Origin of the sequence: Shinella curvata (assembly GCF_022899935.1) — a bacterium.
GTDB lineage: Bacteria > Pseudomonadota > Alphaproteobacteria > Rhizobiales > Rhizobiaceae > Shinella > Shinella curvata.
Window position 1 is genome coordinate 16,867 of the sequence record NZ_JALJCJ010000013.1, and the last position, 19,443, is coordinate 36,309.

The 19,443-nt window shown below is 63.4% G+C and carries 18 protein-coding genes and 1 pseudogene; 4 read left to right on the top strand and 15 right to left on the bottom strand.

Annotated elements, in window-relative coordinates; translation table 11 throughout:
* Positions 1-12 precede the first annotated feature (12 nt).
* Positions 13-1,632 (top strand): MFS transporter, encoded by a 1,620-nt coding sequence (locus MUU55_RS28380; protein ID WP_244764134.1) that lies wholly within the window; start codon positions 13-15, stop codon positions 1,630-1,632.
* 155 nt (positions 1,633-1,787) lie between these two features.
* Here MUU55_RS28380 and MUU55_RS28385 read toward each other — a convergent pair whose 3' ends face one another.
* The 15 genes from MUU55_RS28385 to MUU55_RS28455 form a co-directional block, all read right to left on the bottom strand.
* Complete coding sequence (locus MUU55_RS28385; protein WP_244764135.1) at positions 1,788-2,996, bottom strand: MFS transporter; 1,209 nt, start codon at positions 2,994-2,996, stop codon at positions 1,788-1,790.
* Positions 2,997-3,086: 90 nt separating this feature from the next.
* Positions 3,087-3,290, bottom strand: coding sequence for a cold-shock protein (locus MUU55_RS28390; protein WP_244764136.1), 204 nt, complete (start codon positions 3,288-3,290; stop codon positions 3,087-3,089).
* Between the two features lie 207 nt (positions 3,291-3,497).
* Entirely contained in the window at positions 3,498-4,409 is a 912-nt protein-coding gene (locus MUU55_RS28395) for an ABC transporter permease (RefSeq protein ID WP_244764137.1), read from the bottom strand.
* Entirely contained in the window at positions 4,406-5,500 is a 1,095-nt protein-coding gene (locus MUU55_RS28400) for an ABC transporter permease (RefSeq protein WP_244764138.1), read from the bottom strand. The genes MUU55_RS28395 and MUU55_RS28400 overlap by 4 nt, the downstream gene beginning before the upstream one ends.
* Positions 5,497-7,014, bottom strand: coding sequence for an ABC transporter ATP-binding protein (locus tag MUU55_RS28405; RefSeq protein ID WP_244764139.1), 1,518 nt, complete (start codon positions 7,012-7,014; stop codon positions 5,497-5,499). The genes MUU55_RS28400 and MUU55_RS28405 overlap by 4 nt, the downstream gene beginning before the upstream one ends.
* A gap of 4 nt (positions 7,015-7,018) precedes the next feature.
* Entirely contained in the window at positions 7,019-8,116 is a 1,098-nt protein-coding gene (locus tag MUU55_RS28410; RefSeq protein WP_244764140.1) for a BMP family ABC transporter substrate-binding protein, read from the bottom strand.
* Positions 8,117-8,140: 24 nt separating this feature from the next.
* Positions 8,141-9,511, bottom strand: a complete 1,371-nt coding sequence (locus tag MUU55_RS28415) for an amidohydrolase (protein ID WP_244764141.1) — start codon at positions 9,509-9,511, stop codon at positions 8,141-8,143.
* A gap of 1 nt (position 9,512) precedes the next feature.
* The gene (locus MUU55_RS28420; RefSeq protein ID WP_244764149.1) at positions 9,513-10,172 is read right to left on the bottom strand and encodes a glutathione S-transferase family protein; all 660 of its coding nucleotides are present in this window, start codon (positions 10,170-10,172) and stop codon (positions 9,513-9,515) included.
* Positions 10,172-11,017 (bottom strand): aromatic ring-hydroxylating oxygenase subunit alpha, encoded by an 846-nt coding sequence (locus MUU55_RS28425; RefSeq protein WP_244764142.1) that lies wholly within the window; start codon positions 11,015-11,017, stop codon positions 10,172-10,174. The genes MUU55_RS28420 and MUU55_RS28425 overlap by 1 nt, the downstream gene beginning before the upstream one ends.
* On the bottom strand, positions 11,014-11,643 hold the full coding sequence (locus MUU55_RS28430) for a Rieske (2Fe-2S) protein (protein WP_244764150.1): 630 nt from the start codon (positions 11,641-11,643) through the stop codon (positions 11,014-11,016). Before MUU55_RS28430 ends, MUU55_RS28425 begins: the two co-directional genes overlap by 4 nt.
* 157 nt (positions 11,644-11,800) lie before the next feature.
* The gene (locus MUU55_RS28435; protein ID WP_244764143.1) at positions 11,801-12,070 is read right to left on the bottom strand and encodes an acylphosphatase; all 270 of its coding nucleotides are present in this window, start codon (positions 12,068-12,070) and stop codon (positions 11,801-11,803) included.
* Positions 12,071-12,228: 158 nt separating this feature from the next.
* On the bottom strand, positions 12,229-13,239 hold the full coding sequence (locus MUU55_RS28440; RefSeq protein ID WP_244764151.1) for a LacI family DNA-binding transcriptional regulator: 1,011 nt from the start codon (positions 13,237-13,239) through the stop codon (positions 12,229-12,231).
* Positions 13,240-13,353: 114 nt separating this feature from the next.
* Complete coding sequence (locus MUU55_RS28445) at positions 13,354-14,364, bottom strand: zinc-dependent alcohol dehydrogenase family protein (RefSeq protein ID WP_244764152.1); 1,011 nt, start codon at positions 14,362-14,364, stop codon at positions 13,354-13,356.
* Between the two features lie 15 nt (positions 14,365-14,379).
* Positions 14,380-15,150, bottom strand: a complete 771-nt coding sequence (locus tag MUU55_RS28450) for an L-iditol 2-dehydrogenase (RefSeq protein ID WP_244764144.1) — start codon at positions 15,148-15,150, stop codon at positions 14,380-14,382.
* 139 nt (positions 15,151-15,289) lie between these two features.
* Positions 15,290-16,603, bottom strand: coding sequence for an ABC transporter substrate-binding protein (locus MUU55_RS28455; RefSeq protein WP_244764145.1), 1,314 nt, complete (start codon positions 16,601-16,603; stop codon positions 15,290-15,292).
* A 280-nt stretch (positions 16,604-16,883) separates the two neighbouring features.
* On the opposite strand from MUU55_RS28455, the gene MUU55_RS28460 reads away from it, so the two are divergent.
* The 3 genes and pseudogenes from MUU55_RS28460 to MUU55_RS28470 form a co-directional block, all read left to right on the top strand.
* A complete protein-coding gene (locus MUU55_RS28460; protein WP_244764146.1) occupies positions 16,884-17,915 on the top strand; it encodes a tagatose kinase in 1,032 nt (343 codons plus the stop codon).
* On the top strand, positions 17,912-19,180 hold the full coding sequence (locus tag MUU55_RS28465; RefSeq protein ID WP_244764147.1) for a D-tagatose-bisphosphate aldolase, class II, non-catalytic subunit: 1,269 nt from the start codon (positions 17,912-17,914) through the stop codon (positions 19,178-19,180). The genes MUU55_RS28460 and MUU55_RS28465 overlap by 4 nt, the downstream gene beginning before the upstream one ends.
* A gap of 56 nt (positions 19,181-19,236) precedes the next feature.
* Positions 19,237-19,443, top strand: a pseudogene (locus tag MUU55_RS28470) (sugar ABC transporter permease); the annotation flags it as partial.

The following is a 19,443-nucleotide window of genomic DNA, read 5'->3' on the forward strand; positions in this document are numbered from 1 at the left end:
AGAGAGAAGATCATGGTAAACGCGTCCTCCTCCTCCCGCGGTGTATCCGAAACCCGCAATTCCTGGGTGCCGATGATCGCGATCGCCTTCGGGCAGGCGATCATGTCGTTCAATGTCGCGTCGCTTCCGGTCGCGCTGGGCGGAATGGTGAACAGCTTCGGCGTGCCACCGACCACGATCGCCACGGGTATCGTGGCCTATTCGATGATCGTGGCGGGTTTCGTCATGCTGGGCGCCAAGCTGGTTCAGCGTTTCGGTGCGCTCAAGGTCTTCCGCCTTGCGGTTGTGATCTTCGGTGCTGGACAGGTTTTCATGACGCTGAGTGCGAACGCGTCGATGATGATCACCGCTCAAATCCTGTGCGGTGCGGCGGCCGCTGTCATCGTGCCGGCGCTTGTCGCGCTGATTGCCGAAAACTACCGCGGCTCCCAGCAGGCGACGGCTCTGGGTGCTCTGGGGTCGGCTCGTGCGGCTGCCGGTGTTCTCGCCTTCCTTATCGGTGGTGTTTTGGGCACCTATATCGGCTGGCGGCCTGTCTTCGGTCTGTTGGTCGGCGTTTCCGCATTGGTCCTGGTCTTGAGTTTCAAGCTGAAGCCGGACCAGGGCCGTCCTGAAATCAGCATCGATATCCTCGGCGTCCTGTTTGCCGCTGCGGCGATCATCCTCATCAGTTTCGGCTTCAACAATCTGAACGGATGGGGCCTTGTCTTCGCGCGGTCAACGGCGCCGTTCAACCTGCTTGGCGTATCGCCGGCGCCGATCATGATCGTCGTCGGTATCGTCCTGGGACAGGCGTTTTTTCTGTGGACGCGCCGGCGTGCGGAAAGCGGGAAAACTCCGCTTCTGGCTCTTTCCATCCTGGAATCACCGCAGGAACGAGCCGCCGTCTATGCCATGTTCACGGTCGTCGCTCTGGAGGCTGCTCTCAATTTCACGGTCCCGCTCTATATCCAGATCGTGCAAGGGCGTTCTCCGCTGGCAACAGCGGTTGCGATGCTGCCCTTCAATCTGACCGTATTCTTTTCGGCCATGCTTATCGTGCGCTTTTATGAAAGGTTCACGCCGCGACAGATCGGGCGTTTTGGCTTCGTGCTTTGCACGGTCGCCCTGCTGTGGCTGGCTTTCGTCGTTCGCAATGATTGGAGTTCCATTCCGGTTCTGCTCGGCCTCGTCCTGTTCGGCATCGGCCAAGGGGCTCTCGTAACGCTGTTGTTTAACGTTCTCGTCACTGCGGCTCCCAAGGAGCTGGCTGGCGACGTGGGTTCGCTGCGCGGCACGACCAACAATCTCGCCGCCGCTGTCGGCACGGCGGTTGTCGGCGCGTTGATGGTCGGTTTGCTCACGTCTGCCGTTACGCGCCAGCTGGCGGAAAACCCCACTTTGCCGATCGAAATCCAGTCTCAAGTCAATCTCGACAGCATCACCTTCGTGAGCAACGATCATTTGGAGCAAGTGCTTGCCGCGACGAGCGCCACGCCTGAGCAGAAGGCAGAGGCTCTTCGCGTCAATACCGACTCCCGCCTGCTTGCCTTGAAAATCGGACTTCTCATCATGGCGGGCCTGGCCATGATTGCAATCCTTCCGGCCGGGCGCCTGCCGAACTATCGGCCTGGCGAAATTCCCGAGGATTGAGATCGGAATATTCTTCAACCGGACATCCCGAGCCGCTGACAGTGGCTCGGGACTGATAGGCGTGGTCCATAGTTCGCAAGGAGACCCGATATCGGGTGCTCGTCCTTTTTGCGTAAGGCGTCGCAAAGCCGCTGCGCGCTTCTGCTGAAATTGCTCTAGGTGGCGCCTTCTTCGATCTTCGGCAGAAACCAGGCGAGAAGCCCCGCGAGCGGCAGGAAGGAGCAGAGGGTGTAGACGGCCTCGACGCCGTAGCGATCGGCCGCAACCCCCAAAAGCGCTGCGGCAAGGCCACCGAGCCCGAAGTTCAAGCCGTAGAATAGCCCTCCGATCAGTCCGATGCGATTGGGCAGGAGCTCAATCGCGTAGATCAGGATCGATGCGAAGGCGCTGGCCATGATCAGGTTGATCAATACGGTCAGAACGCCGGTCCAGAACAGATCGACATGCGGGAGGATCAGCGTCAGAGGCAGCGGCCCCAGCACGGAGATCCAGATGATCCGGTAGCGGCCGATCCGGTCGCTGACGATGCCGCCGATAAGGGCACCCACGGCCGAGGCCAGGAGGAAGATGAACAGCATCATCTGGGCTGAGGGGATGGAGAGGCCGAATTTCTCCATCAGATAGAATGTATAGAACGATCGGAAGCTCTCGCCATAGGCGTTCTTGGTGAACATCAGCAGCGTCAGAACCACCAGTCCCATGCCGATCGTCGCAGGTGCGTGGCGGGCGGCGCTTCCGGTCTTTCCTGCTTCCGCCCGCGTGGCCGCGAATTCTGCGCTGATCTGGCGCTGTTTCCCGCCGATCCAGACCAGAAGCGCCATGGCCAGCAAGGCCAGGACAGCGAACCAGGCAAGGCTCGGCTGTCCCCACGGCACGATGATCAACGCCGCGAAGACCGGGCCGAGAGCACCGCCGGCCTGCCCGCCGACCTGGAACAGTCCTTGTGCCAGTCCCTGCCGGCCGCCGGCGGCGTAGCGCGCCATGCGGGTCGCCTCGGGATGGAAGATGGACGATCCGATGCCGATCAGCGCGACCGAGACGAGGATTACCGCATAGCTGTGGGCGAAGGCGAGACTGACTAGGCCGGAAAGCGTGAACATCATGCCCACAACGGGCGAATAGGGGGCGGGATGTTTGTCTGTCACCATGCCGATCGCGGGTTGCAATAGCGACCCGGCAATCTGAAATGTCATTGTGATCATGCCGATCTGCACGAAATCCAGGGCATAGGCATCCTTCAGGATAGGATAGGCCGCTGGGATCAGCGATTGCATGAGGTCGTTGAGAAGGTGCGTCAGGCCGAGAACCGCCAGTACGGCAATATGGGTTCTCGGCCGCGCGATAGTCGGGGCGGCGGCTGTCATGTCTGCTTCCGTGGCCATTCAGACGCTACGGTGGAAGATTGGCGACAGATCCGCAAGCGTCACGCGCAAGGGATTGCCTTTGCGGTTCGCTCAGAGCGTGCGAACGTTTTCCGCCTTGGACTTACCGGTCTTGCGGTCCTGTCCGATGTCATAGCTGACCTTGGAACCGTCCCGCAGCGGGGCGCCGGGCTGCACGGCCGACACATGGACGAAAACGTCTGCTCCGCCATTGTCGGGGGTAATAAAGCCAAAGCCCTTGTCTTGATTGAAAAACTTAACGGTTCCGGTTGCCATGGTATCCTCGTGATCTACGCGGCGTTCTTGTTGCCGCTTGAGCTTATGCGTCGTCTGATGGCCCTGCAACCGCTTATTCGCGCTGACATGGCGGAATGAGAACAATCATACGCGTAATATTCTCACGCGTCATGCGAATCTATACACAGGTTGTTGGAACCTGCCCACCCTTCCAGACGGTATCTTTCAATGGTCGTCGCAACGATCTTATCGCTCGAAAGGCTCCCCGAGCGAGGCGACGCCATTGAGCTTGAGCAGGCGCCGGTCGGCGGAGATGATGCCGAGCACGATGATGGTGACGATGTAGGGCAGGCTCGACAGGAGTTGCGAAGGCACATCGAGACCGGTCGTCTGGGCGGCAAGGCTCATCAGGGAGACGGCGCCGAACAGGCAGGCGCCGAGGAAGACGCGCCCCGTCAGCCAGGTGCCGAAGACGACGAGGGCAATGGCGATCCAGCCGCGGCCGGCGATCATGCCGTCAGCCCAGAGCGGCGTATAGACCACCGAGGCATAGGCGCCGGCGAGGCCCGCCATCATGCCGCCGAAGGCGACGGCGGCGACCCTGACGGCGATGACCGGATAGCCGATGGCATTCGCCGCCTTGGGGTTTTCGCCGACGGCGCGGATGATGAGGCCGGTCTTGGTGAAGGCGAAGGTCGCCCAGATCGCCAGCGTTGCCAACAGCGACAACCAGACGACGATGTCCTGCGTGAAAAGGCCGCCGATGACGGGCAGATCGGAGAGGCCGGGAATGCCGATCTTTGGCAGGCCCTTCACCGTCAGGCTCTCGTAGCTCTTGCCGAACAGCGCGGAGAGACCCTGGCCGAGAATGCCGATGGCAAGGCCCGTCGCGACCTGGTTTGCGCGGAAGCCGAGTGCGATGAGGGCGAAGACGAGCGAGAGCAGCGCGCCGCAGACGCCTGCGGCGATGAAGGCGATGAAATGCCCGCCACCATGATAGACGATGATGAAGGCGATGACCGCACCGAAGGCCATCAGACCCTCGACGCCGAGATTGAGCACGCCGGCGCGCTCGACCACCAGTTCGCCAAGCGCTGCGAGCAGGAAGGGCGTTGCCGCCGCCAGCATGCCGGCGAGAATGAATTCGACGGCGTTCATGACTGGCTCCGCGCGGTGGTATGCGGCCATTCGAGACGGTAGCGCACGAAGGCGACGGCGACGAGATAGGCGAGCAGAAGGCTGCCCTGGAAGACGCGAACGGCGGCGATCGGCAGGTTTGCCGAGACCATGGCATTGTCGCCGCCAATCGAGATCGCGGCCATCACCAGCGCGGAGACGACGATGCCGATGGGATGCAGGCCGCCGAGATAGGCGACGATGATCGCGGAATAGCCATAGCCGGTGGAAATCGAGCGCTGGAGCTGGCCGAGCGGACCGGCGACCTCCGCCGCTCCCGCAAGACCGGCAGCAAAACCGCCGATCAGGAGCGACAGCCAGATCGCCCGCCCCTCGCTGAAACCGGCATAGCCGGCCGCACGCGGTGCAAGGCCGCCGACCTGCAGCTTGTAGCCCATGAAGCTCTTCTGCATGAAGACCCAGGCGGCCAGCGACAGCACGATCGCGATCAGAAGCGAGACGTTGACGCGTGTACCGGCAAAGAGTGTGGGCACCATGGCATCATACTGGAACATCACGGATTGCGGGAAATTGAAGCCGTTCGGATCCTTCCAGGGGCCGAGCAGCAGGTAATAGAGCAGCTGGGCGGCCACCAGGCTCAGCATCAGCGAGACAAGGATTTCGTTGGCGTTGAGCCGCACGCGCCAGAAGGCGGTTATGCCGGCCCAGAGCGCACCGCCGATGGCGCCGAGCAGCAGCATGGAAGGCCAGATCCAGCCGCCCGTCGCCTGTGGAAACCAGATCGGAATGGCGGAGGCGAAGATCGCACCGAGGATGAATTGCCCTTCCGCGCCGATATTGAACACCTTGGCGCGGAAGCCGATGGCGAGGCCCTGCGCGATGAGAAGCAGCGGCCCGGTCTTCAAGAGCACTTCGGAAAACGACGACCAGGAGAGGAAGGGTTCCAGCAGCATGGCATGCACGACGGCGGCGGGATCCCGGCCCATCAGTACATAGAGTGCGAGATTGAGCAGGATCGCAGCGGCGAGCGCCAGCGGCGGGGCGAGCAGCATCGCCTTGCGCGAGGCGCGCTCGCGGCGCACGAGATTGGGCAGAAAATGGGTCATGCTCATGCGTCGGCCTTTTCCGGCTTTGCGCCCATCATGTAGCGGCCGATTTCTTCCGGCCTTGTATCGCGCGTCACCAGCGGCGGGCTGAGGCGGCCGTGATAGAGCACCTGGATCGTGTCGGCGAGTTCGAACAATTCTTCCAGTTCCTCGGAGATGACGAGGATCGCCATTCCGGCATTGCGCAGCGCGATCAGCCGCCGGCGGATGGCCGAGGCCGCACCGATATCGACGCCCCAAGTCGGCTGGGCGACGAAGAGCAGTTTTGGGGCCAGCATGATCTCGCGCCCGACGATGAATTTTTGCAGGTTGCCGCCTGAAAGCGCTCCGGCTTCCGTCTGGGGGCCGGGCGTGCGCACGTCGTAGTCGCGGATGCAGGTTTCGGCAAAAGCGGTGGCCTGCGCTCTATCCACCAGGCCGTTTTTCAGAAGCTTCAGCGGATGGGCGGTGAGCAGGCCGTTCAGCACCAGCGACATTTCGGGCACGGCACCGCGACCGAGCCGGTCTTCCGGCACGAAGGCGAAGCCGCGCGCGCGCCGCGCAGCCGGGCCGAGCTGGCCGACATCGGCGTCCATCATGAAGATGCGGTCTTTCTCATGGCGGGAGAGCCGGGTCTCGCCGGAGATCAGCGCGGCGAGTTCGCTCTGGCCGTTACCGGAAACTCCGGCGATGCCGAGGATTTCGCCGGCCCGCACCGTCAGATTGATATCGGCGAGCGGGACGGCGAACGGATCGTCGGGCGTATGGTTCAGGCCGATGATCTCGAGCTGCTTGTCGCCGCCGGTCCGGGGTTCGGCGGGCATCGGCTCGGGCATGTCGCGGCCGATCATCATGCGGGCCAGATCATGCGCGTCGTGCTCACGCGGATCGACATTGCCGGTCACGCGGCCGGCACGCAGGATCGTTGCCCGGTCGCAGATTGCCCGGATTTCCTCCAGCTTGTGCGAAATGAAGAGAATGGACACGCCGCCATCGCGCAGGCGCCGCAGCGTGTCGAAAAGCCTCTCCACCAGCTGCGGCGGCAGGACCGAGGTCGGCTCGTCGAGGATCAGCAGTTTTGGATTGGTCATCAGGCAGCGGATGATTTCCACCCGCTGGCGCTCGCCGACCGAGAGCGCGTGCACATGGGCGAGCGGATCGACCTCCAGGCCGAAATCGCGGCCGAGCGTGCGGATCCGCTCGGTCAGTTCTGCGGTCTTGCCGTGCACGACGAGGCGGATATTTTCCACCACCGTCAGGGTCTCGAACAGCGAGAAATGCTGGAAGACCATGCCGATGCCCTGTTTGCGGGCCTCGGCAGGGGAGGCGAGGGCGAGAGGCTCGCCCTGCCAGGTGGCTGTGCCATCGTCGGGCTGCTCGACGCCGTAGATGAGTTTCATCAGCGTCGATTTACCTGCCCCGTTCTCGCCGAGGATCGCGTGGATCGACCGGTCGGCCACGTCAAGGTCGATGCCCTGGTTGGCCTTGATCGGTCCGTAGCTCTTCGAGATGCCGCGCAGCGACAGGAGGGGCGGGGTCATGGACTTACTTCGGCAGCGGGGTGGTGACGCCCTTGACGTGCCAGTCCATGGCGACGATCTCGGCATCGGTCATGGTTGCGCCGGCCGCCACACCTTCGCTGCCGTCCGCCTTGGCGATCGGGCCGGCGAAGGGCGAGAAGCTGCCGTCGGCGATCTTGGTCTCGATATCCTTGATCTTCGTCATCATGTCAGCCGGAATGGCGGGGTTCCAGTCCGTCACCTGCACGACCTTGTCGGCGACGCCGAGGAAGGCATTGGCCCCCTTGAAGGTGCCGGCGAGATGCGCCTCGACCGATGCCAGGAAGAAGGGCGACCAGTCGGTGGCGACGCAGCCGAGATAGGTCTTCTCGGCGTATTTCTTCATCGAGGAATTCAGGTTGAAGGAATAGACGCCTGCATCCTCGCAGGCCGCCACGACGGAGGGCGTGTCCTGCGCGTTGGAGAAGATCACGTCGCATTTCTGGGCGATCAGCGCCTTGGCCGCTTCCTGCTCCTTGGCCGGATCGAACCAGGAATTGACCCAGACAACGGAGACTTCGATATCCGGATTGACAGCCTGGGCGCCGAGCGCGAAAGCATTGATCGAGGTGATCAGTTCCGGGATCGCGAAGGCCGAGACGGAGCCGAGCTTGCCGGTCTTCGAGACAGCGGCAGCCGCCATGCCGAGCAGATAGGTGCCCTGGAAATATTTTGCCGCGAAGGGCGAGAAGTTCGGCGCGACTTGGAAGCCGGAGGCGTGCAGCACAGTAACGCTGGGGTCGCGGCGGGCCACCTGAAGCGCGCCGTTCTGATAGCCGAAGGAACCGGCGATCAGGAACTTGTTCCCGTCGGCCACCGTCTTGGTCATGATGCGGTCGGCATCGGGGCCTTCCATGATGTTTTCCAGCACGGTGACCTTCACCTTGTCGCCGTACTTGGCCTTCACCGGCTCCAGTCCGGCGGAAAGCGCGTGGCCCCAGCCCACGTCGCCGATCGGCGAGGGCACGACGAGCGTGATGCCGAGCGGCTCGTCGGCGGCAAAGGCAAGGCGGCTGCCGAGCGCGCCGGCAAGGCCGGTGGCGGCCGCGGCCTTCATCAGGTTTCTGCGGGTCAGCTTGGTCATGGTCAGTCCCTCTGTTGGTTCTTTTCAGAATTCTACGGTGGCGAGCGCGGCTTCCGCGTCGGCGGCGAGCTTGGCCTCATCGAGGCCGGGGAATTCGCCGTTCTGCCAGACGATGCGGCCGTTGATCATCGTCATGTCCGTCGCCATGCCGATGCCGACGCGCGGGATCAGGCTTATCGGGTCATGCCGCGTGCCGACATAGTCCATGCGGCGCGTGTCGATGGCGAAGAGATCGGCGGCCATGCCGGGGGCGAGGCGGCCGATATCCGGCCGTCCGAGCAGGCTCGCACCACCCGTCGTGCCATAGCCGAGGAAATCGACGGGATCGGGCACGGGGTGCTTGCGTGTGGAGGCGACGAGGCATTGCAGCATATAGGCGGAATGCAGGCAGTGCATGAGGTTGGAATTATCGTTGGAGGCGGCACCATCGCAGCCGAGGCCGACGCGCAGGCCAAAGGCTTCCATGGCGGGAATGTCGGTGACCTCGGCGCCGACGAGATAGACCGGCTCCGGGCAATGGGAGACGCCGGTGCCGCTTGCCGCCATGGTCTTCAGCTCATCATGCGTCAATTCCCAGCAATGGGCGTAGAAGGCATCCGGGCCGGCGAAGCCCAGTTCCTCCAGATAGTCGACGGTGCGCTTGCCGTGGCGCGCTGCGATAACAGGGCTTTCGCCCTCGCCGACATGGGTGTGCAGCAAGACGCCGCGGTCGCGCGCCAGCGCGACGGACTCCACGAAGGTCTCGCGGTAACAATTGACCGGCTGGCAGGGGGCGACGACGACCTGGCGCATGCTGAAGGGCTTTGCGTCGTGATAGGTGTCGATCAAGCGGGCGCAATCGGCGATGAACTCGTCCGTCGTTTCCAGCATGGCGTCGGGGATGGTCGATCCCTCGGATTTCGGCAGCGTGTTGCCGCCGCGGCCGGCGTGGAAACGCATGCCGAGCAGCTCGGCTGCCTCGAATTGCCGGTCGATCAGCCGCTTTCCGGCATGACGCGGGAAATTGTACTGGTGGTCGAAGGCGGTGGTGCAGCCGTGCTTGATCAGCTCGGCCATGGCCGTGACGGAGGAATGGTAGAAGCATTCCTCGTTGAGCTGTGAGAAGATCGGATAAATGCGGTCCAGCCACTCGATGACGGAGAGTTTCGTCCAGTCGAGATCGGCGTGGTTGCGCACGAAGCACTGGAAGAAATGGTGATGCGTGTTGACGAGGCCGGGATAGACGAACCAGCCGGTAGCATCCTGGACCTGAACGCCGGGGCCGGCGGACAGGTTTTCGCCGATCGCCTTGATGGCGGGGCCTTCGGTGAGGAGGTCGACATTGCGCCGGACCGCGGGGCCGTTGCCGTCATTGACGATCACGGCGGCGCAATTCTTCAGGAGATGGCCGCTCATGTCACGTCTCACTCTTTTCGAGCTGTGGCTCGGGTTTCAGTTCGTGCAGCCTGTGGATGCCGGGCATTTCGATGAAGCCAGGAAGCGAGCGAAGCCGGCGCGACCAGAGGCGGATAGCCGGATAGGGATCGAGCGACACGCCGCCATCGGGCGCGAGCGCCACATAGGGGAAACAAGCAATATCGGCGACGGTCGGCCGGTCCGCCGCCAGGAATTTCTGTCCGCGCTCCGCCTGTTCGACGAGGCCGAGTTCCAGTTCGCGTAGGGCCGCAATGCCCGAGGATTGAAGGGCGCCGATATCGCCGGGCCGAAGAAGCATTTCGTGCAGGCGCGCACCGCCGAGGCTGGACGTCAGCCGGCCGGAGAAAGACAGCCATTGCTGTACGCGGGCGGCTTCTTTTGCATCGCTGCCGGCGAGCCAGTCCGGTGCCGCCTTCGCCGCGAGATAGACCAGCATGGCCGAGGATTCGGTGAGCAGCACGTCGCCGTCTTCGAGGATGGGGATGGAGCCGGCCGGGTTGAGCGCCAGGAGCTCCGGGCCGCGATGTTCGAGGCCGGGATGGAAATCGACGGCGCGCAGATCGAGCGTGGTGCCCGTCAGCGCCGCCATCAGGCGCACCTTGTAGCAGCTCGGCGAGAGAATGTAGTCGTATAGCTTCATCATTGTGCCACCAGCTGCGCACCATAGGTAAAGTTGTGACGCTTCAGCCAGCGCCGGTAGGCGACGGAGGTCAGGTCCGCGCGCGTCGGCATTTCCATGCCCGGATCGAGCGGCAGGAGGCGCGGCACCTGGTTTTCCAGGATCGAACGATCCTGCAGGAAAATCGTCTGCTGGAAATGGATGAGATCGGTCATCGGCGTGTCATCGTCGAACAGCGCCATCCACGGCCAGACGTCGCAGAGATCCTCGGCGAGCGGCTGCACGAACAGCGTGATGACGTCCCATTCGCTCGGCCGCGGCGGGCAGGTCTTGTAGAGCACGGTCGAGGTCGGTCCGGCCACGCGATACATATATTGCGTGGTGATACCGCCGCTCGCCGATTTCGCGGCCTGCGGCTGGTAGAACTCGACCTGCGTGGCCCAGACTTCATCGACATCCTCGCGAATCTCGACCTTGTAGGCCTGCACTTCCGTATGTGGCTCGGCGCCGAGAATATCGGTGTGCACGAAGGGGAAATGGGCGATGTCCAGAAAGTTCTCGACGGCGCGCAGCGGCGAGCAGCGCACGCGCACCACGCCGACATCGACGAAGCGGCGGCCCGGCTGGTCGGCCTCGGGAATGGCGAAGAGCTTCTTCTTGGGATCGCCCAGCGATGTCCAGACATGGCCGTAGCGCACGCAGACCGGCAGGCTGCGGCCCGTGCCGTCGGTCACTTTGGCGTCGCCGTTGTCATCGCGCGCAACCACGATTGGTTCGCCCATCAACATGGTCTTGCGGCCGGCCGCGTCGAGCTGGCCGAAGATACCGACGGGGTACCATTCATCGAACATGGGGCCTACGGTCATTGGGCGGCTCCCTTCTTCTGGATATCCTCGGCCCTGCGGCGGAGCGCTTCGGCGGTGCGGGCCGCCGCGATGCGTTCGGCGGGGCCGGCATCGGCGGCGATCAGCACGTGGATGAGGGTTTCGCCCTCCCGCGTGGACGACAGTAGGAGGCGGATGTCTCCGGCGTCCAGCAGCCCCTCTGCCGTCGCCTTTGCGCCGGCGGCAGCCTCGATGGCGGCAATGTCGACGAAGGCGGTGATCGAACGCAGGGGCACCAGGCCGGCAAGGCCCGGCGGCGTGGCGGCGGGCTCGCCGACGGCGACCCAGACCACGCCATCCGCTTCCGCTACAGGATGGGTGACGGTGCGGATGGCTTCAGGCGGCGTCAGTCCGGGATGGGCGGGGATGCGAAGACAGTTCCCGGCCTGTCCATAGCTCCAGCCGTGATAGATGCAGGACAGCGTCTCGCCGCGCACGAAGCCGTGCGAAAGGCTCATCCCGCGATGTGGACATCGATCCGCTGAGGCGGCGACACGACCCGACTGGCTGCGCCAGAGTGCAAGGGGGCCGGCGGGAATGCGCGCCGGCAGGACGGTTCCGGAGGGCAGATCCGAAGAAAGGGCGACCGGCACCCAGGAGCCCGTCATGTCGGAAGGAGTGGGGATATTTTCCAAGTTATTTCAACCGCTTGATTTGGCAGCAATGAAGGAGCTCGTCCTTCGCTTCCACCAGTTGTCCGTAGCTTTTGCACAAACATTCCGCATTGGCAAGTTTGATCAAATAAGAGGCATTCGACTTTCCAGCCTATCCACCGGCATTGCCGACGGGCCTGCGGTCTATCGTCTCGACCCACACGTCTATGGGACCGAGAAGGCAGCCGACCTCCAGCATGTCGATCAGTTCCGGTGCGCCGGAAAGGTCGATTTCGATACGATCGGGACTGTGATGGGTGATGGCCTGCGTGACGCCGAGCTTGGCGGCGTGGCGGCGGATCCAGGGCACGAAGCTGTCGGCATCGAGTTCGCCGTGGATCGTCATGCGTTCTTTTAGAGGATTTTGGGCTTCACCCGCCATGGGATGCTCCAAGACTGCCATTGCCTTCCCAGCATAGCGGCTTGATCGGTTTGTGGAAGGGGTATGCAGGTTGTAGAGCGGCCCGTCCAGTGCTCCGTTCGCTTGTCCCGGAGTTTGATCCGCGCGGATGCGTCTGGATGGCCGGCGTGGCGGAGCGGCTATGCCGAACGGCGCAGCATCAGTTCGGATTTGAGCAGGATCTGCTCCCTGCCGAACGCCGGATGATCCGCTTCGTCAAGCTTGTGCAGCAGGAGCTGGATCGCGAGGCGGCCGATCTCGTCGTAGTTCTGCGCGACGGTGGTGATCGGCGGGCAGGCATATTGCGAAAGCGGATGGTCGTCGTGGCCGGCGACGCGTAGGTCATAGTCGTTGCCGTGGCCAATCTTCAGGCCCTTTTGCCAGGCGGCGGCGAGGACACCGAAGGCAAGACGGTCGTTGGCGCACAGGATGGTGCGGCTTTTGAGATCGGCCGGCTTTTCGAGCAGGCGACTCGCTTCCTCGAAGGCGAAGTGTTCGAAGTCCCAGCTTGCCGCTTCGGAGACGGGCAGGACATGCGGCTCCATGCCAAGCCGTGCCATGGCTTCGAGATAGGCGGTCTCGCGGGTGAGCGCGTTGGTGTTGACATGCGGCATGCCGAAATAGCAGGGCGGCTCGCCGGAACGGCAGAGATAGTCGACGATCAGCCCGAAACTCTGGCGATTGTCCGTGCCGACGAAGGCTGAGGTCTCGTCGAGCGGTGAGTCGACATAGACGAGCGGGATGGACTGCCCAAGCTGTTCCAGCGTCTTCGGGCGGGCGGTCGAACCGAGCGGGGCGATGATGGCACCGGCAACATTCATCGACTTAAATGTCTTGATCGCATTGTCCTCGATATCGGCACGGCCGTCCGCCGAGAGCACGAAGGCGTGGAAGCCAGCCTCGTTGGCGATGAGTTCGATGCGTCGTGTCAGCGCCATGTAGAACGGGTCGATGGAGGTGGGTACGACGATGCCGATGATGTTCGAGCGCCGGCGGTTGAGGTTGACGGCAAAAATGTTCGGCCGGAACCCGGATTTCTTCAGCGCCTCTTCGATGGTGTCGCGCGTCTTCTTGCGCACGGAGGACGGGTCGTTGAAGTATTTCGACACCGTGGGCCGCGACAGGCCGACGAACTCGGAAAAATCCTCCATGGTTCTGATCGACTTGGCCAAGCGGCTGCTCCCTGCGGTTCCGGTATTCGCCTTCTTAACCGGCCTCATTTCGCGGGAAAAGCTGAAATCGAGGCCGGTCAAGCGGTTCTGCGATCAGTCGGCGACGTACTGGACTTTCATCGTCGCCGGGTCCGTCGGCTTCTTGACGAAGAAGGGTAGCACCTCGTCGAGTGTTAGCCGATGCGAGACGAGCCGGGCCATGCGTCCGTCGTCCTTTTCGAGGATGGCGAGCGCGTCGGGGATGTTCCGGTTCAGAGAATGCGAGCCGGCGAGCTTCAGCTGGCGGCGGAAGATCTCAAAGGGGGCGACGGAGATGCGGGCATCCGGTGCGCAGACACCGAAAAGCAGCGCCGTGCCGCCGTCGGCCACGAGATTGATCATGCCTTCGACGACGCTGGCGATACCCGTCGCATCCGCGACGAAATCGTAGGCCTGTCTATTGGCTGCAAGCGCGGTGGAGCCGGAAACGATCCCGCCGAGGCCGAGATCGGCCGCGAATGCGAGCCGGCTCTCGTTGATGTCGGCGACCGTGACTTTTTCGACGCCCTCGGCTTTCAGCGACAAGGCAAGCAGCAGGCCGATCGGCCCTGCGCCGATGACGAGGGCTTCCTGCGGTCGTGCCGCGCCGCTGCGCAGGCCCGCGCTGTTGAGGCCGTTCACGACGCAGGCAAGCGGCTCCGCAAGTGCGGCGACCGGGAAGGGCAGGTCGCCGATGTCGTGCAGCTGATCGGCGCGCACGCAGCTGTATTCGGCAAAACCGCCATTGTGCGAGACCCCGTAGGCCTTCAGGTCGCGGCAGAGGTTGGTCAGGCCCTTGCGGCAGGACGGGCAGCTGCCGCATGGCAGGTTCGGATCGACGGCGACACGCGCGCCGACGCGAAGGCCGGTGACATCGGTGGCAATGGCCTCCACCACGCCGGCATATTCGTGGCCCGGCACCAGCGGAAAGGCGCCGTCGCCGTAGCGGGCGTGCAATACGTCGATATCCGTGTGGCAAAGGCCCGATGCCTTGACCTTGACGAGGGCGTGGCCGGCGGGCAGGTCGCCGACCTCGAGGTCGGCAAGCCTTGCTTTGCCCTTGGCGGTGAACTGGATCGCTCGCATGATGCGCGTCATGGTTCAGCTCATCCAGTTGCCGCCGTCGACATTGTATGTCTGGGCGAGAATGTAGTCGCTGTCGCCGGAAGCGAGAAAGACGGCAAGGCCCTTGATGTCGTCGGGCGTGGCAAAGCGGCCGATCGGCACGGACTTCGCGACTGCGGCCTTCTTCTCTCCGGGTTTCAGGCCTTCCCATTCGGCGAACTTGGCATCGACGATGTCCCAATGTTCGCCGTCCACGACGCCGGGCGCGATCGCGTTGACATTGATGCCGTATTTTACCAGTGCGAGTGCTGCGGACTGCGTGGCCGAGATGATCGCGGCCTTGGAGGCGCAATAGAGCGTTACCAAGGCTTCGCCGCGCCGACCGGCCTGGCTTGCCATGTTGATGATCTTGCCGCCGCGACCGCGGGCGATCATCACGTTCGCCACCGCTTTCATGGTGAAAAGCGGTCCTTTGAGGTTGACGTCGAAGACGCGCTGGTAGCTCTCCTCGGTGATCGCCTGGATCGGCGCCATGTCGAAGATTGCGGCATTGTTGACGAGGATGTCGATACCGCCGAAATCGGCATCGATCCTGCCGACGACAGCCTCGATGTCTCGGAGATCGGTAACGTCGATCCGCATGGCGGTCGCAGCCGGGCCGATGGAGGCGGCCGCTTCCTCAGCGCGGGCTAGATTGATGTCGGCGATGACGATCTTCGCGCCTTCGGCGGCGAAGGCTTCGGCAAAGCCGAGGCCGATGCCGCGTGCACCGCCGGTAATCAGCGCCACCTTGTCCTTGAGTTTCATGTTTCGTCTCCATATGCGACGGGCAAAGCCGGTGCCGCGAATTCCAACGGTTGATGGTGTCGGCCTGAGCGGGAAAACCCGGCGCCGAAGCGCCGGGCCCTCCTGGGAGGGCCTGCGGGTTGATCCGCAGGCGGGAGCTTTACTTGATGTAGCCGGCGCGCGTCATGTCGCGCTCGACCTGGGCTTGCGCCGCCTCGAGCGCGGCATCGACCGTCTGCTGGCCGGCAAGCGCTGCGCTGACCTGCTGGCCGACGAAAGTGCCGATCGCCTGGAATTCCGGTATGGCGACGAACTGCACGCCGGTGTAGGGCACCGGATCCTTGGTCGGCTTCGACGGGTCGGCGGACATGATCGCCTCCAGCACCGTTGCAGCGAAGGGCGCGGCCTTCTGGTATTCCGGCAGGGCGTAGGTGGATTTGCGCGTGCCCGGCGGCACCGCGACCCAGCCTTCGCTCTCGCCGACGAGCTTCACATAGTCCTTGGAGGTCGCCCATTTCAGGAAGGATTTTGCGACCTCGGCCTTCTGCGATGTCGCCGGGATCGCGAGGTTCCACGACCAGGACCAGCTGGAGCCGTTGGCCGTTTCGGCGATCGGCGCGCGGGTGAAGGCGATCTTGTCGGCGACCTGGCTCTGCTTGGGATCGTAGACGCGGCCGGCGGCCGATGTCGCATCGATCCACATGGCGCAATGGCCGGTCGCAAAGAGTGTCTGGTTCTCGTTGAAGCCGTTGGCGGTGGCGCCTTGCGGGCCGTAGTTGGTCAGCAGCGCGACATAGTCGGTGATCGCCTTCTTCCAGGCATCCGAGTTGAGCTGCGGTTTCCAGTCCATGTCGAACCAGCGGCCGCCATAGGCGTTCACCATGGTGCCGACGAAGGCCATGTTTTCACCCCAGCCCGGCTTGCCACGCAGGCAGATGCCGTATTGCTGCTTGTCCTTGTCGGTCAGCTTGGCGGCGAATTCCTTGATCTGTTCGTAGGTCGGCTGTTCCGGCATCGTAAGGCCTGCCGCCTCGAACAGGTCCTTGCGGTAGAGCGTGAACGAGCTTTCCGTATAGAAGGGCACGGCATAGAGCTTGCCGTCGACCGTCAGGCCGGCCTTGATGGGCTCCAGGAGGTCGCCGTAATCATAGTCGTCACCGAGATCGTCGACCGGTGCCAGCCATCCCTGCTTGCCCCAGATCGGCGCCTCGTAGCCGCCGATGGTCATGATGTCGAACTGGCCGCCCTTGGTGGCGATGTCGGTCGTCACGCGCTCGCGCAGCACGTTTTCCTCCAGCACGATCCAATTGATCTTGTTTCCGGTTTCCTTCTCCCAGGCGCCGGAAAGCTTCTGCATGATGATCATGTCGCCGTTGTTGACAGTGGCGATGCTGATGTCTTCGGCCTGCGCAAGGCCGGTCATCAGGCCGAGGCCGACGGCGGACGACGATAGAATGCGGGTCATGTTCCTCATTGGTCCGTTCCTCCTTTACGGATGTTCACGCATAAAATGTCATGCGTAAAGTTTTTATCGAGTGAAGTGGCGGTTATTGTCAAGCGGCAAAATTCGCATCCTGCCTGATGCGGTGACGCGTTGCGGCACCAATCGGCTGTTTCAAAAGAGAATAAGTGGCAAAAGTACATTTTCTGACCGAGTGTTTGTGCTTTCAGCCTACGGACCTGTTTGGTCATAAATTTACACGCGTAAAAAATTATTGACTTTTATTGGGCGCTTCCGTTATCACCGATAGGAGATGATCGCGGCTGCCTCGGGGTCCTGCGACGGGGAGGATGCATTGAAAAGAGCAAGCACATTGGCGCCGGAGGCCCTGGGGCCGACGGTGACCGTCGGCGAAATCCTGGTGGAAATCATGGCGACGACGGTCGGCGCCGGATTCCTGTCACCCCAGCCGCTTGTCGGCCCGTTCGCCAGCGGCGCGCCGGCGATCTTCATCGATCAGGTCGCGCAATTCGGCGGGGCGGCGGGTATCGTCGCGGCCGTTGGTGCGGATGACTTTGGCACGCTCAATGTGGAACGGTTGCGGACGGATGGCGTCGATGTCTCGGCCGTCGCGATCGTGCCTGGCAAGCCGACCGGCAGCGCCTTCGTGCGGTATCGGGCCGACGGTTCGCGTGACTTCGTTTACAACATCACCCATTCCGCGGCCGGGGATACGAGCATGACGGCGGCGGCGCGGACGCTTATCGCGCGCGGGGGACATGTCCATGTCATGGGCTCCGCCTTCGCGATTCCTGGCATCGGTGCGGTCATTCTCGAGGCTGTCGCCTCCATCAGGGCGCGCGGAGGCTCGGTCTCCTTCGATCCGAATATCCGCAAGGAACTGGCCCAGGGCGACGAAGGCCGCAGGCTCATCGACGACATGCTGGCGGTGACCGATCTCCTGCTGCCCTCGGGCGACGAATTGCTTGTTGCCGCCGATGCGGCGACGGAACCTGCCGCCATCGCGCGCCTGCTCGATCTCGGTATCGGCGAAGTCGTGCTGAAGCGTGGCAGCGCCGGCTCCAGCCACTTCAGCCGCGCGTTCGGTCGCGTCGATTGCCCGGCCTTTGCCGTGGAGGAAGTCGACCCGACGGGGGCGGGTGACTGTTTTGGCGCGGCCTATCTCACCAGCCGCCGCGCGGGTTTGCCGCCCGCCCGAGCGCTCCTCTATGCCAATGCCGCGGGTGCCCGCACGGTTACCCGCCAGGGACCGATGGAAGGGGTTTCCAGCCGCGAGGACCTTGAGCGTTTCATCGCGGCGGCCGGTCGGGAGGTGAAGCAATGACCCGTTTTCTCACGAATCTTGCCGGAGCCCGTCGTGCGGGCCGGCCCTGTGGCATCGCCTCCGTCTGTTCTGCCCATCCAACCGTGTTGCGTGCGGCGCTGCGCCGTGCCGCAAAGCGGGAGGGGCCGTTGCTGATCGAAGCGACCTGCAACCAGGTCAACCAGTTCGGCGGCTATACCGGGATGACGCCCGCCGATTTCATCGCCTTCGTCGAAACGATCGCCAGGGAAGAGGGTGTCATACGGGAAAAGATCATCTTCGGCGGTGACCATCTCGGCCCCAATCCGTGGCGCAAGGAGCCAGCTTCGGTCGCGCTCGACAAGGCGGCCGGCATGGTGGAGGCCTATGTCGCGGCCGGTTTCACGAAAATCCATCTCGATGCTTCGATGGGTTGCGCCGGCGAGCCCGTTGCCCTGGACGATCAGACCGTGGCCGAGCGGGCTGCCGCCCTCTGTGCCATTGCAGAGCAAACCGCCAGGCGGGTGAACCTGCCCCTGCCTGTCTACATCCTCGGCACGGAAGTGCCCGTGCCCGGTGGCGCCGATCATGCGATTGCAAGCGTTGAGCCGACCGCTGCGGGGGCAGCGCGCGAAACGATCGCCGTGCACCGCGCCGCCTTTGCCAAGGCCGGTCTTTCCGATGTCTTTGAGCGGGTCATCGCCTTCGTCGTGCAGCCGGGCGTGGAGTTCGGCAGCGACAATGTCGTAGCCTACGATCCGCCGCGTGCCGCTGCTCTCAGCGCCCTGCTGGACGAAGAGCCCACGCTGGTGTTCGAGGCGCATTCCACCGATTACCAGACAGAGGCGGCGCTGGCCGCGCTGGTTGCCGATGGGTTTCCTATCCTGAAGGTCGGACCGGGCCTCACCTTCGCCTATCGCGAGGCGCTCTACGCGCTCGATCTCGTCGCCTCCGACATCGTGCCGGCCTATGGCGACCGTCCGCTGGCGCAGGCGATGGAGGCGCTGATGCTCGCCGTGCCGGACTATTGGAGCGGCTACTATCATGGCGACGAGACGGCGCTGCGTATCCAGCGCCATTTCAGCTACAGCGACCGCATCCGCTATTATTGGACCCGACCGGAGGCAGCAGCGGGTGTCTCGGCTCTGCTGGCGGCGCTTGATGGGGTGCACATTCCCGAAACGGTGCTGCACCAGTATCTGCCGGGCATCACGCCCGAAGAGGCGGGCAGCGCTGAAGACATCCTGATCGCGGCGGTGGACCGGGTTCTGGCGATCTACGACAACGCGGCGGCAATCCGGCCGTGACGAAGAGCGTGCGGCGGGCTGATCCCGCCGCCTGAGGACTTGGGGAGGTCAGGTTTATGGCGACGGAGAACACGCGCGGCTTGGCGCGGATGATGTTGGCACCCTCAGTGGGTTTGCTGTTGGTCTGGATGATCGTGCCGCTTGCGATGACGCTGTGGTTTTCGTTCCAGAACTACAATCTCCTGGACCCGGCCAATGTCAGCTGGGCGGGGCTGTTCAACTACCAGTATTTCTACACCGATCCCGCCTTCTTCCAGTCGATC

Coding starts and splice junctions, on each gene's coding strand:
- MUU55_RS28455 (WP_244764145.1), bottom strand. CDS start 16,603: ATGAGGAACATGACCCGCATTCTATCGTCGTCCGCCGTCGGCCTCGGC.
- MUU55_RS28385 (WP_244764135.1), bottom strand. CDS start 2,996: ATGACAGCCGCCGCCCCGACTATCGCGCGGCCGAGAACCCATATTGCC.
- MUU55_RS28380 (WP_244764134.1), top strand. CDS start 13: ATGGTAAACGCGTCCTCCTCCTCCCGCGGTGTATCCGAAACCCGCAAT.
- MUU55_RS28450 (WP_244764144.1), bottom strand. CDS start 15,150: ATGAAACTCAAGGACAAGGTGGCGCTGATTACCGGCGGTGCACGCGGC.
- MUU55_RS28425 (WP_244764142.1), bottom strand. CDS start 11,017: ATGACCGTAGGCCCCATGTTCGATGAATGGTACCCCGTCGGTATCTTC.
- MUU55_RS28420 (WP_244764149.1), bottom strand. CDS start 10,172: ATGAAGCTATACGACTACATTCTCTCGCCGAGCTGCTACAAGGTGCGC.
- MUU55_RS28465 (WP_244764147.1), top strand. CDS start 17,912: ATGACCCGTTTTCTCACGAATCTTGCCGGAGCCCGTCGTGCGGGCCGG.
- MUU55_RS28415 (WP_244764141.1), bottom strand. CDS start 9,511: ATGAGCGGCCATCTCCTGAAGAATTGCGCCGCCGTGATCGTCAATGAC.
- MUU55_RS28410 (WP_244764140.1), bottom strand. CDS start 8,116: ATGACCAAGCTGACCCGCAGAAACCTGATGAAGGCCGCGGCCGCCACC.
- MUU55_RS28390 (WP_244764136.1), bottom strand. CDS start 3,290: ATGGCAACCGGAACCGTTAAGTTTTTCAATCAAGACAAGGGCTTTGGC.
- MUU55_RS28405 (WP_244764139.1), bottom strand. CDS start 7,014: ATGACCCCGCCCCTCCTGTCGCTGCGCGGCATCTCGAAGAGCTACGGA.
- MUU55_RS28435 (WP_244764143.1), bottom strand. CDS start 12,070: ATGGCGGGTGAAGCCCAAAATCCTCTAAAAGAACGCATGACGATCCAC.
- MUU55_RS28430 (WP_244764150.1), bottom strand. CDS start 11,643: ATGACGGGCTCCTGGGTGCCGGTCGCCCTTTCTTCGGATCTGCCCTCC.
- MUU55_RS28445 (WP_244764152.1), bottom strand. CDS start 14,364: ATGCGAGCGATCCAGTTCACCGCCAAGGGCAAAGCAAGGCTTGCCGAC.
- MUU55_RS28440 (WP_244764151.1), bottom strand. CDS start 13,239: ATGGAGGATTTTTCCGAGTTCGTCGGCCTGTCGCGGCCCACGGTGTCG.
- MUU55_RS28395 (WP_244764137.1), bottom strand. CDS start 4,409: ATGAACGCCGTCGAATTCATTCTCGCCGGCATGCTGGCGGCGGCAACG.
- MUU55_RS28400 (WP_244764138.1), bottom strand. CDS start 5,500: ATGAGCATGACCCATTTTCTGCCCAATCTCGTGCGCCGCGAGCGCGCC.
- MUU55_RS28460 (WP_244764146.1), top strand. CDS start 16,884: ATGATCGCGGCTGCCTCGGGGTCCTGCGACGGGGAGGATGCATTGAAA.